General features: G+C 63.5%; 9 protein-coding genes. 5 read left to right on the top strand and 4 right to left on the bottom strand.

Features of this window, described 5'->3' with window-relative positions:
* Positions 1-29 precede the first annotated feature (29 nt).
* The 3 genes from WFR25_RS22660 to WFR25_RS22650 are packed head-to-tail and all read right to left on the bottom strand — an operon-like array spanning position 30 to position 4,056.
* On the bottom strand, positions 30-1,499 hold the full coding sequence (locus WFR25_RS22660; RefSeq protein WP_336973908.1) for an FGGY family carbohydrate kinase: 1,470 nt from the start codon (positions 1,497-1,499) through the stop codon (positions 30-32).
* Positions 1,496-2,980 (bottom strand): glycerol-3-phosphate dehydrogenase, encoded by a 1,485-nt coding sequence (locus WFR25_RS22655; RefSeq protein ID WP_336973907.1) that lies wholly within the window; start codon positions 2,978-2,980, stop codon positions 1,496-1,498. The genes WFR25_RS22660 and WFR25_RS22655 overlap by 4 nt, the downstream gene beginning before the upstream one ends.
* Positions 2,981-2,988: 8 nt before the next feature.
* Positions 2,989-4,056 carry a YeiH family protein gene (locus WFR25_RS22650; protein ID WP_336973905.1) on the bottom strand — a complete coding sequence of 356 codons (1,068 nt, stop codon included), beginning with the start codon at positions 4,054-4,056 and terminating at the stop codon, positions 2,989-2,991.
* A gap of 176 nt (positions 4,057-4,232) precedes the next feature.
* Here WFR25_RS22650 and WFR25_RS22645 point away from each other — a divergent pair, with 176 nt between their 5' ends.
* Positions 4,233-5,507, top strand: coding sequence for an MFS transporter (locus WFR25_RS22645; protein ID WP_419723178.1), 1,275 nt, complete (start codon positions 4,233-4,235; stop codon positions 5,505-5,507).
* A 150-nt stretch (positions 5,508-5,657) separates the two neighbouring features.
* Here WFR25_RS22645 and WFR25_RS22640 read toward each other — a convergent pair whose 3' ends face one another.
* Entirely contained in the window at positions 5,658-7,973 is a 2,316-nt protein-coding gene (locus WFR25_RS22640; protein WP_336973903.1) for a TonB-dependent receptor, read from the bottom strand.
* Positions 7,974-8,141: 168 nt separating this feature from the next.
* Here WFR25_RS22640 and WFR25_RS22635 point away from each other — a divergent pair, with 168 nt between their 5' ends.
* From WFR25_RS22635 to WFR25_RS22620, 4 genes are read left to right on the top strand one after another with little or no spacing between them, the layout of a single operon-like run.
* Positions 8,142-10,145 (top strand): alpha-glucosidase, encoded by a 2,004-nt coding sequence (locus WFR25_RS22635; RefSeq protein WP_336973901.1) that lies wholly within the window; start codon positions 8,142-8,144, stop codon positions 10,143-10,145.
* Positions 10,142-11,158, top strand: coding sequence for a LacI family DNA-binding transcriptional regulator (locus WFR25_RS22630; protein WP_336973900.1), 1,017 nt, complete (start codon positions 10,142-10,144; stop codon positions 11,156-11,158). Before WFR25_RS22635 ends, WFR25_RS22630 begins: the two co-directional genes overlap by 4 nt.
* A gap of 10 nt (positions 11,159-11,168) precedes the next feature.
* Positions 11,169-12,077: an aldo/keto reductase gene (locus WFR25_RS22625; RefSeq protein WP_336973898.1), complete on the top strand. Its 909-nt coding sequence runs from the start codon at positions 11,169-11,171 to the stop codon at positions 12,075-12,077.
* Positions 12,074-13,168 carry an LLM class flavin-dependent oxidoreductase gene (locus WFR25_RS22620; protein WP_336973895.1) on the top strand — a complete coding sequence of 365 codons (1,095 nt, stop codon included), beginning with the start codon at positions 12,074-12,076 and terminating at the stop codon, positions 13,166-13,168. Before WFR25_RS22625 ends, WFR25_RS22620 begins: the two co-directional genes overlap by 4 nt.
* The last annotated feature ends 10 nt before the right edge of the window (positions 13,169-13,178 follow it).

Below are 13,178 nucleotides of genomic sequence, written 5' to 3'. Positions count from 1 at the left end.
GCGATGCACGTCGCGGGGATAAAGGCTGTTCAGCCGATATGGCGGCGCAGGCCATCTTGCCACAGGGCGATGCGGTCCGTGCGGACGCTTTCCTGCATGTTCGGGGTGAAATGCGTCACGGTGCCCCGCATGGCGATGGCGTCCTCCAGCGAGGCGTAGAGGCCCGCGCCGACGCCCGCGAGCATAGCGGCGCCGAGCGCGGTCGTCTCGGTATCGGCGGGGCGCTCGACGGGCAGGGCGAGAATATCGGCCAGATCCTGCGCCATCCAGTTATTGGCGCTCATGCCGCCGTCAATTCGCAGCATTGTCCAGCCCGCGCCATCGGCGGCGAAAGCGGATTGCAGGTCGTGGCACTGGTGGGCGAGCGATTCCATCGCTGCACGGACGATATGCGCGCGGCTCGTGCCTTGCGTCAGACCGGTGAGGACGCCCTTTGCATCCGGGCGCCAATGCGGTGCGCCCAGACCCGCGAGGGCGGGGAGGAAGAGGACGCCGCCATTGTCATGCACGGCGCGGGCGAGTTGTTCGCTCTCGCCCGCCGTGCGGATGACGCCCAGTTCGTCGCGCAGCCATTTGATGAGGCTGCCCGCGACGAAGACCGACCCTTCGAGCGCGTAGGTGCGCTGGCCTCCCTGCTGACACAGGATCGTGCCGAGCAGTCGGTGGGACGAGCGGGGGAGGGTCGCCCCCATATTGGTGAGGATGAACGCGCCGGTGCCGAAGGTTGCCTTCGTATCACCGACGCTGAGGCAGTGCTGGCCGATGGTCGCCGATTGCTGGTCACCCGCGAGGCCGCAAATCGGGATGGCTGCGCCCAGCAGGGCGGGGTCGCAGTGGCCAAGGTCGCCCAATGTGTCGACGATGGCAGGCAGCGCCGCGCGGGGCACGCCGAACAGGCCAAGCAGATCCTCGTCCCAATCCGCGCCATCAAGGGCAAGCAACTGGGTGCGGCTGGCGTTGCTGGCGTCGGAGATGTGGAGACCGCCGGTCAGCTTCCAGACGAGCCAGCTTTCCACCGTGCCCAGCGCCAGCCGGTCGCCCAGCGCGCGCGCTTGCGGGACATTGTCCAATATCCAGCGCATCTTCGTACCCGAAAAATAGGGGTCGATGACCAGGCCAGTGCGGGTCTGGAGCATGTCTTCATGCCCCGCCTCACGCAGTTCGACGCAGCGGGGCGCGGTGCGGCGGTCCTGCCAGACGATGGCGCGGGTGATCGGCTCGCCGGTCTGTCGGTCCCAGGCGACAACCGTTTCGCGCTGGTTGGTGATGCCTAGCGCGGCGATGCGGTCGGCACCGCCCGCTTGCGCGATCACCTGCCGCGCGCAGGCCAGCGTCTTGTTCCAGATTTCGGCGGCGTCATGTTCGACATGACCGGGATGGGGATAATATTGGGTCAGTTCTTGCTGGGCGATGTGCAGGATCGCGCCATCGGGCGCATAGACAATGGCCCGGGTGGAGGTGGTCCCTTCGTCGAGGACCAGGATATATTGTCCGCTCACAGCGCTTCACCCAGATGGTTTTTCAATGTTTCGACCTGTGCGGCGTCAAGGCGCAGGCCAAGTTTTGTCCGCCGCCAGAGGATGTCGTCGGCGGTTGTCGCCCATTCCTGCGCGGTCAGATAATCGACTTCGGCGGCGCTGAGGCCGTAGCCGAAATCCTGGCCCAGCATTGCGGCGTCGGTCGCCTTGTCCAGCCAGACCTGAGCACGGGTGCCATAGGCGCGGGCGATGCGGTCGAGGCTATTGGGTGCGAGGAAAGGGTAAGCGCGGGCAAGGTCCGCCTTCAGCCTGTCGATACCATCTATCGGGAAATCGCCACCAGGAAGCGGAGCGGTGGCGGTCCAGTCATCGCCGGTCAACGCGTCGATATGAGGCTTGAGCTTCTCCACCGCATCCTTGGCCAGATGGCGATAGGTGGTGATCTTGCCGCCGAAGATGGAGAGAAGCGGGGCGTTGCCATCATCGTTCAGGTCCAGCTCGAAACTATAGCCGCGCGTGGCCGCCTCGGGTTTGCCTGAGCCATCGTCGATCAGCGGGCGGACGCCGGAATAGGTCCACACCACATCGGCAGGCGTAATGGCCTTGGCGAAATAGGCGTTGGCAGCGTCGCAGAGATAGGCGATTTCCTCCGCGCTTGCATGCACATCGCTTAAAGGACCGTGATGGTCGCGGTCGGTGGTGCCGATCAGGGTGAAGTCATGATGATAGGGAATGGCGAAGAAGATGCGGCCATCGGGGATCTGGAAGAAATAGGCGTAGGGGTGGTCGAACAGGCGCGGTACGACGATGTGCGAGCCGCGCACCAACCGGATTTTGCGGTCGGTGGGTTGGCCCGCGCGGCCGAGCAGGTCGAGGACCGAGGGACCGGCGGCGTTTACGATGGCTTTGGCGCGGTAGTTGTCCGCGCCGCTGTGGATCAGCCATTCGCCGCCGATCCGTTCGATGCGATCGACGGGGGTGCGGGTGCGGATGGTAGCACCCCGGTCGGCAGCGTCGCGGGCGTTGAGGATGACGAGGCGCGCATCGTCCACCCAGCCGTCCGAATAGACGAAGGCGGGGCCGAAGCCGGGCTTGAGCGCCTTGCCTGCCTCATGGCTATGGAGGTCGATTGACCGGGTGGCGGGCAGGGCTTTGCGACCGCCGATATGGTCGTAGAGGAACAGGCCGAGGCGCAATAGCCAGCGGGGGCGCAACCCCTTCACAAGCGGCAGAACGAAGCGCATCGGCCCGATGATGTGCGGGGCTATGGCCCAGAGCCGTTCGCGTTCGGACAAGGATTCGCGCACCAGACCGAACTCATAATGTTCAAGATAGCGCAGGCCGCCATGGATGAGCTTGGTCGAGGCCGAGGAGGTGCCGCTCGCCAGATCGCCCTTTTCCAGCAGCAAGACTTGCGCGCCCCGACCCGTCGCGTCGCGGGCGATGCCGCAGCCATTCACGCCGCCGCCGATGATCGCGATATCGTAAAGGGGGTCGTTCATACCGTTTTTCACAGGATCATCATGCTGAACGCCGTCGCGACGAGCAAGGAGGCAATGGTCGCCGCAACCACAGGCATCGCCGCGCGCCAGCCCATCTGCATGATGAGGTCGAGGCGCGAGCGCATTGCGGTTGCGGTGACAGCCAGCAGCAGCAGCGCTTTCGACAGGATCAGGCTGATATGGGCGACCGGCGCCGGCACGGCGACGAGCGAGTTCAGCACCACCACCGCCAGAAACAGGGTGATGAACCAGGGCATGGCGAGTTTCCTGATCCAGCTACGCCCCGACGCACCGTCATCGGCGACCAGCACCGACACGATCGCGACGACCGGGGCGAGCAGGGCGACGCGGGACAGTTTGACGATGGTGGCATAGCTGCCTGCCGTATCGGAATAGGCATAGCCCCCGCCGATCGCCTGCGCGACGTCATGGATTGACGCGCCGATCAGAAAGCCTGCCTGCCGGTCGTCCAGATGGAGCAGGCCTGCGAGTGGTGGATAGAAGGACATGGCCAGCGCGCTGGCGAGCGAGATGACGACCAGCGTCAGGGCGAACTGCCCCTGGCTGATGCGTCGGCCGCCGAGCACGCCGAACAAAGCGAGCGCGGCTGACGCGCCGCAGATGGCGGTCGCCCCACCCGCAAGCAGGCCGAGGGCGGCGCTCTGGCCGGTCAACCGCGCGACCAGCAGGGCCGCGCCCATCGCGCCTGCCATCACCAACAGCAAGGCCAGGAAGGGGATAGGGCCAAGCCCTCCGATCTGGGCGATGGTGACTTGCGTGCCGAGGACGACGATGCCCCAGCGCAGGCAGGTCTTTGACGCGAAGTCGAGGCCGGGATGCGTCCGTGCCTCACTGGTCACGAAGTTCAATGAGAGGCCGATGAGCAGGCCCATGAGGATGATCGGTGCGCCATAATGTTCAGAAAGCCAGGCCGCCGCGATGCTGGCGATGCCGCAGATGGCGATACCGGGCCAGAGAAGTTTCCAGTTGTCGAGGCGACTGCGCGACGGCGCCGGGCCGATCTGGTCGGCCAGGAACATTTCACCATAAAGGTCGCCGGCATGATCTGCGCTCACCTGTCCTCGCCCCTTTAGTCCTGCACCTTGCGGAAGATACTTGCTGTATGTCCTGCGGTGTCATATCGACGTGTATGGCGATGCGCGCAATGGAGCAAGAGCTTTGCGTGCGCGCCCGCAAAATAGGGCCATAAAATGTCGTCGATCTCAAGCGACGATCTGTGGGAGAGCGATGCATGACCTTGTTGCCAGAATCCCCAACATCACCGCCGTCAGCGCTCTCGCAGCCTGCAGTCGAGCCGGGCGCGGTGCGTGCGCAGAATATGCTGATCGGCCTTATCTTTCTGGCGACGGCGCTTAACTATGTCGACCGGCAGGTGCTGGCGCTGTTGAAACCGATGCTGGAGGCGGAGTTCCACTGGACCGACCAGCAATTCGCGCATCTGGGGTCGATCTTCCAGTTGGCGGCGGCGGCCTCGCTGCTGGGCGTGGGCTGGTTCGTCGATCGGTTCGGCGTGCGGTTCGCTTATGGTTTTGCGGTCGCAATCTGGAGTCTGGCGGGCATGGCGCATGCACTGGCCTCCACCGTACAGCAATTCGTGATCGCGCGCGCCGTGTTGGCGACGGCGGAGTCGGTGAACACGCCCGCCGCGATGAAGACGGCAGCGATCTACCTGCCGATCCAGCGGCGTTCCATCGGCATCGGCATCATCAACACCGCGCCCAATATCGGCGCGATCCTGACGCCGCTGCTGATCCCGCCCTTCGCCATCGCCTTTGGCTGGAAGGCGGCGTTCATCGTCACCGGCGGGCTGGGGCTGGTGTGGCTGATCCTGTGGCAGTGGAATACGCGCAAGCTGACGCCCATAGCGGGGCAGACGGCGACGACGCGGGGTAAGGTCGAGTGGCGGGCGATCCTGTCCGACCGGCGCAGTTGGACTGTGGTGGGGGCCAAGGCGCTCACCGATCTGGTCTGGTGGTTCGTGCTGTTCTGGACCCCAGATTTCTTCGCGCGGCAGTTCGGGTTGAGCCAGGGCGCGCTGGGCTGGCCGATCGCGATCATCTTCACGCTGGCGGCCTTGGGGGCAGTGAGCAGCGGGGCATTGTTCCCGGCGCTTCTGCTGCGCGGCCTGTCGGTCAACGCCGCGCGCAAGGGCGCGATGCTGGCCTTTGCGCTGATCGTGCTGGTCATGCCGCTGGCGATGACGGCGTCAAGCCCGTGGATCGCGGCGCTCTTCATCGGGTTGGGATTGTTCGCGCATCAGGGCTTTTCCACCAATATTTTCGGCATGGCGACGGAGATCATCCCCACCCGTCGGATCGCCACGGTCATCGCGCTGGGCGCGATTGGCGGAAATCTGACGGGGACGGGGATCATCGAATTTGCAGGCTGGTCGCTGGACCATGGTCTTGGCTATGCGCCGCTGTTTGTGGTGTGCGGGTCGGCCTATCTGGTGGCGCTGGCGTTCATTCACCTGATGCAGCCCAGGCTGGTGCCCGCGGAGGATTAGAGTGATTTCCAGTCAGATGACTTCATCTGACGGTTAAGAAATCGCGGCAAGCCAAAAAATCCAGGCCAAAAGGAAACCCCCGGCGCAGGGCACGCCGGGGGTTTTTTGTGAGGCGATGAAGGAGCGGGGCACGTGCAGTCGCCCCGCTGCTCAGTTGAACCGCACTCGCAAATTCAGGCCCGCATAGCGATCGGCATCGCGGGGGATCATCAGACGCTGGCCCGCCGTGGTGTTGAGCAGCACATAGCTGTCGTCCAATATGTTCCTGACCATGAAGGTCAGGCGATAGCGGTCTTCCGCGTCGGAGAAGCCGACGCTGGCATTCCACAGGCCGTAGGGATCGATCGGGCCGCTTTCGCCCAGATCCGAAAACTGGCTGCTGACGTGGCGCCAATCGCTCGACAGATACATCTTCAGCGGGCCGAGATCAGCGTCATAGTCCGCGCCGACGGTGTAGCTGAATTTGGGTGCCAGCGGCAGGCGGGTGCCGTCGCGGGCGTCGGGCGCATTGGTGAGCGGGTTGGGATTGAACTTGCGGACCCGCGCATCGGCATAGGCGGCGTTGGCGCGGAAGGTCAGACCTTGGGTCGGTGCGAAGGTGGCGTCGACCTCGAACCCCTTGGACCGCACAGTGCCTGCGTTGGTGAGGTTGGTGACGACCGCGCCGTTCAGCAGGACGAAATTGTTCGCCTGAAACCCGTCATAGTCGACCAGAAAGGCGGAGGCGTTCACCTGTAGCTTGCGGTCGAAGAACTGGCTCTTGAAGCCGATTTCGTAGCTGTTGGAGGTTTCCGGGTCGATCGGCGTCGAGTTGGTCGGCGCGGTGTGGTTGAAGAAGACGTTGAACGCCGGTCCCTTATAGCCGCGCGTATAGCTGGCATAGAGCATGACGTCCCGCGCCACATCATATTGCAGCACCGCCTTGCCGGAGAAATTATTGGCGCTGGTGTTGCCCCGCGACAGGTTGGTGCCGTTGCCGCCGGTGGCGATGGTGCCGCCCGCGCCGACGCCCGAAAGGCCTGCGCCAGCGGCGGGCAGGCCCGTCGTGGCGTTCACCGAGGGCGCGCGGAAATGGGTGTAGGATACGCTGTCATGCGTATAGCGACCGCCCAGTGTGAAACGCAGCGCGGGTGTGAATTCATAGGTGCTTTGGCCGAACAGCGCCCAGTTGCGGAACGATACGTCGCTGCGCGAGGTAGCGGTGGGGAAAAGCGTGTTGACCGGATCGGCAAGGTTGCACGGCTGCGCGCCCGTTACCGGATCGACCGGCGAGGTGGACGTCGTGCAGGTCACGTCACGGCGGGTGAAATCCTGGCTGTTCTTCGAATACCAGAGGAAACCGCCGACCTGATAGGTCAGCGCCTGATTCTGGGGCGAAGCCAGGCGGACTTCGGCGGAAAGCTGATCGGTCTCCACCGTGCCATTGTCGTGCAGTTCCGGTGTGCCGACGATCGCGCGGGGCAGGAAGTCGCCGTCGCGGATTTCTGTGTTCTTCCAGTTGCGATAGCCGGTGATGATGCTGACCGTGTGATCGGCGAACGTGTCGATGTCGGCGTTGAGTGTAAAGCTATATTGCCGATCGAGCGAGCGGGTGACGAGGTTCTGGTTGACGGTGCGGGTATCTTCGCCCTGCGGTATGATGCCCAGTTCCGCGTCGATAACCGGCCCCCGCGACACGCCCGTCACTTCGGCGCAGCAATTGTCGTCAGCCTTGAAATAGTCGGCGATCAGGCGAAGGCGGCCGCCTTCTCCATCATAGTCGATCAGGCCGCGCGCGCCATAATGTTCGTAGCCGTTCACATCCTTCTTGCGGCCACCATAGATGTTGGTGAGGTTGCCCGCATAATTGCCGTAAAAGCCGGTGACGCGGCCGGTGAGGTTTTCACCAAGCGGGCCGGACAAGGTCAGGCGGCCACGATATTCCTCGTCGGTCGTGCCGGAAATATTGGCTTCTGCTTCGAAATCCTTGGTGCCGCCCTTTGACACGATGTTGACCAGGCCTGCCGACGCATTTTTGCCGAACAGCGTTCCCTGCGGGCCGCGCAGAACCTCAAGTCGGTCGAAATCGACGAGGTCGAGGAAGGATTGGCCCGAACGGCTCAGCACGATGCCGTCGACAACGGTGGACACACTGGGTTCGGCGGCGACCGAGAAACTGATGGTGCCGACGCCGCGCATCACGATCGCGCTGTTGGCGCTGGTCGTGCCCTTGCGGAAAGTGACGGAGGGGACGATCGCAGTGATGTCTTCCAGGCTTTTTGCGCCTGCGCGATTGAAGGCTTCGCCGGTGACTGCACTGATGGCGATGGGGACGTCCTGAAGATTCTGCTCAACCTTTTGAGCAGTCACGACAATATCCTGCACCTGGGCGTAAGCGGGCGAGAGCACCGCCAGCGCAAGGATGGAAACCGAGAGGCCGAGCGCGTTGCGCGCCTTTTGGCCTGTGGACTGTGCCGAAATCGTCATTCTCCCCTCCTAAAACCCATGCGACCCAAAGGCCCTGATGTCCGCAGGTTGTCCTGTTGGTTGGTTGTTCTCTTGATTGAGACTGGTATTTATGTCAAGCGGTGTCATATCAGACAGGGCGGTTGCAGCGCGCCCTGCTGCACAAGAACCACAATAGGGAGCCGGATCGTGACGCTGACTTTTGTCCTTCAGGAAGATGGCTTTGCCTGCCTGCTGGCTGGACAGGAGATCCTGCGCAGCACGTCCGATCACCCGGCTTTTTCGATCGCGCGGGGCCAACCCGACATTCGCATGGTGCGGGGCAATTTTGCGATTAGCGACGCGCCAATGGATCGAGTCGCACTGATTCATGCGCGGATGGACGCGGGCGATCTGCTGTTGTCCGCGCAGGCGGAGGGCGCGCCTCTGTTGCGGGTAAGCGCGGCGGGCGGAGCGCTGGATATCACAACGCTGGAACCCGGTTGGGACCGTTTGTGGATCGAGCTTGTCGCGCAACCGGACGAGCATGTCTGGGGCGGCGGCGAGCAGATGAGCTATCTCGACCTGTCGGGCCGCCGCTTCCCGATCTGGACCAGCGAGCCGGGGGTCGGACGCGACAAAAGTACGGATCTCACCAGGCTGATGGATGAGCAGGGCATGGCGGGCGGCGATTATTGGTGGACCAATTATCCGCAGCCGACCTTCCTGTCGTCGCGCCTTTATGCCTGCCATGTCGATAGCAGTGCTTATTCGGTTCTGGACTTTACCGATCCCGACCATCACCGGCTGGAGGTTTGGGAAGGGCGGGTCACGCTGGAATTTTTCACCGCGCCGGACCTGATTGGGCTGGTTGGGCAACTCAGTACGCGTTTTGGCCGTCAGCCTGCCTTGCCAGACTGGGCGATCGGCGGGGCGATTGTGGGCCTGAAGGATGGCGATAAGAGCTTCGCGCGGCTTGAGACGATCATGGAAGCGGGGGCGGCAATCAGTGGCCTGTGGTGCGAGGACTGGATCGGTATTCGCCAGACCAGTTTCGGGCGGCGACTGTTCTGGGACTGGTCATGGAACGATGCGCGCTACCCTGACCTGCCTGCGCGCATTGCCGATCTGGCGGCGCGGAGCGTGCGGTTTCTGGGCTATGTGAACCCCTATCTGGCCAATGATGGCGTGCAATATCAGGAAGCTGTGGCCGGGGGCTATCTGGCGCTGCGGCAGGAGGGTGACGAGCCTTATCTGGTCGATTTTGGCGAGTTTGATTGTGGGGTCGTGGACTTCACCAACCCCGCGGCGATGGACTGGTTCGCCGAGCGGGTGATCGGGCAGGAGATGCTGGATTTCGGCCTGTCAGGCTGGATGGCGGACTTCGGCGAATATCTGCCCGTCGATCTGCGGCTGCATGATGGCAGCGACCCGATGCTGATGCATAATCGCTGGCCGGTGTTGTGGGCGGAGGCGAATGCGCGGGCGGTGGTCTCTCGCGGCAAGACGGGCGAGGCGGTGTTCTTCATGCGCGCGGGCTTTTCGGGCGTGCAGGCGCATTGCCCGCTGCTGTGGGCAGGGGACCAGTCGGTCGATTTCACCCGGCATGACGGCATCAACACGGTTATCACCGCCGCGCTGTCGGCGGGGCTGGTCGGCAATGCTTACTCGCATAGCGATGTGGGCGGTTATACCAGCCTGCACGGCAATGTGCGGACCGTCGATTTGATGATGCGCTGGTGCGAACTGGGCGCTTTTTCTCCGGTAATGCGGAGCCATGAGGGCAACAGGCCTGACGACAATATGCAGATCGATTCCAGTCCTGAATTGCTGGCGCAGTTCGCGGCCATGTCGCGGGTGCATGCGGCGCTTGCGCCCTATGTGCGGCATGTGAGCGATCAGGCGGTGGCGACCGGCTTGCCGGTGCAACGGCCCTTGTTCCTCCACTATTTCGAGGAGCGGCTGTTCGGGGTGCAGGACCAATATCTTTACGGCGCCGACCTGCTGGTCGCGCCGGTGATCGAGGCGGAGGCGAGCGCGCGTTCCGTCATCCTGCCGGGCGACGGGATGTGGCGTCATCTCTGGTCGGGCGCGGATTATGCGCCTGGCACGCATGTCATCAACGCGTCCTATGGGCAGCCGCCGGTTTTCTATCGCCCACAGAGCGATTTCGCGCCACTATTCGCCTCTTTTGCCGGGGGGGCAGGGGCATGAGCGAGCGATCCAATATCCGCGACGTATCTGCGCGCGCAGGCGTATCGGTAAAGACCGTCAGCCGGGTGCTGAACGGACATCGCTATGTCAGCCAGGACACGAAAGATCGCGTGGAAAAGGCGATGCGGGAACTGGATTTTCGGCCCAGCATCGCCGCGCGCATATTGGCAGGCACCAAGTCCGGCCAGATCGCGCTGATCTACGACAATCACAGCCCCTATTATATGAACCAGGTCCAGATGGGTTGTTGGGAGGGCTGTCATCAGGCGGGGATGCGGCTGCTGGCCCAGCCGGTCGATGTGACCGACGCGACCGTGGGTGATCAGGTGCGCGGGCTGGTGACGGAAACGCATGTCGATGGCGTCATCCTGTCCTCCCCCGTTACCGACTGCGTGCCGGTGCTGAAGGCGCTCGACGGCATGGACATTCCCTTCGTGCGGATTTCGCCGGGGACCAATCATGCGATGACATCGTCCGTGTTCATGGATGATGCGCAGGCCGCCGACGACATGACGACCTACCTCATCAACAAGGGGCACCGGCTGATCGGATTCATCAAGGGCCATAGCAACCATATGGCGTCGGAAGAGCGACTGTTCGGCTATCGCCGGGCGCTGGACCGGGCGGGGATCGGGTTCGAGCCAGCGCTGGTCGCGGCGGGCGCGTTTGATTTCGACAGCGGCGTCGCGGCGGCCCACCATTTTCTGAGCAGCCCGCGTCGCCCGACCGCGATCTTCGCCAGCAATGACGACATGGCCGCGGGCGTATTGTCGGTCGCGCATGACATGGGCCTGTCCGTGCCCGAAAACCTGTCGGTGACGGGCTTCGATGATACGACGCTGGCCCGCATGGTCTGGCCGCAACTGACCACGATCCATCAACCAACCCGCGAACTGGCGCTCGCCGCCACCCAATTGCTGCTGGAGGGCGTTCAGTTGACGCACCGCCGGCTGCCCCACGCACTGATCGAGCGCGCGTCCGTCGCGACGATCAACCCCGACATCATTACCTGACAGGATAGATATGAAACTTCTGCCCCTTCCCGACGCTCGCCGCCCGCTGGGCAAGAGCGGTATTACCGTGTCCGCGCTCGCCTGGGGTAACTGGCGGTTGTGCGGCGACGATGTGGGGGCGGTCGGGCGGTTGCTCCATGCGGCGCTGGACGCGGGCATCGACTTTATCGACACGGCCGACATTTATGGGCCGGATAATGGGGAACCGTTCGGAGCGTCCGAGCAGTTGCTGGGCCGTGCTCTGGCGGCTGAACCGGGGCTGCGAGCCCGGATCGTTCTGGCGACCAAGGGCGGCATTTCGATGGGCGTGCCCTATGACTCGAGCGCGGCTTATCTGGGTGCGGCGATCGACGCATCGCTGGCCCGGCTGGGCACCGGTCATGTCGACCTGTGGCAGATACACCGGCCCGATATCCTGACGCACCCGTCGGAAATTGCGCGCGTGATCGAGGACGCGCACAAGGCAGGCAAGATTCGTAGCTTTGGCGTGTCCAATTTCACCGTCAGCCAGATTGCGACGTTGCAGCAATATTTGACCCTGCCGATCGTATCGACCCAGCCCGAACTGTCGCCGCTGAAACTGGCACCGATCGAAAATGCCGAACTGGATCAGGCGATCGCAATGGACATGGCGGTCATGGCGTGGTCGCCGCTGGGTGGCGGGCGGATCGCCGCGCCAGCCGATCCGAGAGCGCAGGCGGTGGCCGATGCGCTCGACGCGGTCGCGGCGGATTTTGGCGTGTCGCGGACGGCGGCGGCCTATAGCTGGATCATGGCGCACCCGGCGCGCTGTATTCCCATCGTTGGATCACAAAAGGCAGACCGGATCGCGGAAGCTGCCGACGCGCTCAAGGTCCGCTGGACCCGCGCGCGTTGGTACGCGGTATTGGTCGCAGCAAAAGGAGAGCCACTTCCATGAACGACATTGGCATGACGGGTCCAAGCGAAGCCAGGGCCTGCGAAGTAAGTTGGTTTTCGGCGCTGTGCGACGATGATTATGAATTTCTGGGCCAGCCCGATCCGATGCTTGCATCCAGTTGGGAGCATTGCCGCAATATCGTGATGCAGGCGGAAAAGGGCGGGTTCGACAATATCCTGCTGCCGTCCGGCTACCAGTTGGGCATTGATACGACCATGTTCGCGGGCGCGATCGCGCCGCTGGTACAAAGGATGCGCCTGCTTTGGGCCGTCCGCATGGGCGAGGATTGGCCGCCGCAACTGGCGCGCCGCATCGCCACGCTGGACCGCATATTGGGCGGGCGGCTGACCGTCAACATCATCTCATCCGACCTGCCGGGCGAGAAGCTGGAGAGCAAGCCGCGTTACCAGCGCACGCTGGAGGTCATGCAGATATTGAAGATCATGTTGTCCGGCGAGTATCTGAAATATAAGGGCGAGTTTTACGATCTCGATCTCGCACCGCCAAGGATCGGCACCGTGTCGGGCAAATGCCCGCCGCTCTATTTCGGCGGCCTGTCGGAAGATGCGCGCGAAGCGGCGGCGCAGGGCTGCGATGTGTATCTGATGTGGCCCGACACGATGGAAAAGACGCGTGAGACGATTGCCGACATGACCGCCCGCGCGACGAAGCATGGCCGTAGCCTCAAATTCGGCTATCGCGCCCATGTGATCGTGCGGGAAACGGAGGAGGAGGCGCGCGCCTATGCCGACCGGCTGCTGTCGAAACTGGATGCCGACGCCGGTGAGGCGATCCGGCAGAAGTCGCTCGACAGCGCCAGCGTGGGCGTGACGCGACAAGCGGAACTGCGGTCGGCAGCGGGCGGCGATGGCTTTGTCGAGGATAATTTGTGGACCGGGATCGGCCGGGCGCGGTCGGGCTGCGGCGCGGCAATCGTCGGCAATCCCGATCAGGTGCTGGCGAAGCTGCGTGCCTATCAGGCCGAAGGGATCGACGCCTTCATACTGTCAGGCTATCCCCATGCGGCGGAGGCGGACCTGTTTGCGCGCCATGTGCTGCCGCATATCGAGCATGGGCCGCTGACGCTTTAGCACCGCAACG

The organism is Sphingobium aromaticiconvertens, assembly GCF_037154075.1.
GTDB lineage: Bacteria > Pseudomonadota > Alphaproteobacteria > Sphingomonadales > Sphingomonadaceae > Sphingobium > Sphingobium aromaticiconvertens.
The sequence above is the reverse complement of the archived record's forward strand: the minus strand, read 5'-3'. Positions and strand labels throughout refer to the sequence as shown.

Coding starts and splice junctions, on each gene's coding strand:
- WFR25_RS22655 (WP_336973907.1), bottom strand. CDS start 2,980: ATGAACGACCCCCTTTACGATATCGCGATCATCGGCGGCGGCGTGAAT.
- WFR25_RS22645 (WP_419723178.1), top strand. CDS start 4,233: ATGACCTTGTTGCCAGAATCCCCAACATCACCGCCGTCAGCGCTCTCG.
- WFR25_RS22640 (WP_336973903.1), bottom strand. CDS start 7,973: ATGACGATTTCGGCACAGTCCACAGGCCAAAAGGCGCGCAACGCGCTC.
- WFR25_RS22630 (WP_336973900.1), top strand. CDS start 10,142: ATGAGCGAGCGATCCAATATCCGCGACGTATCTGCGCGCGCAGGCGTA.
- WFR25_RS22625 (WP_336973898.1), top strand. CDS start 11,169: ATGAAACTTCTGCCCCTTCCCGACGCTCGCCGCCCGCTGGGCAAGAGC.
- WFR25_RS22620 (WP_336973895.1), top strand. CDS start 12,074: ATGAACGACATTGGCATGACGGGTCCAAGCGAAGCCAGGGCCTGCGAA.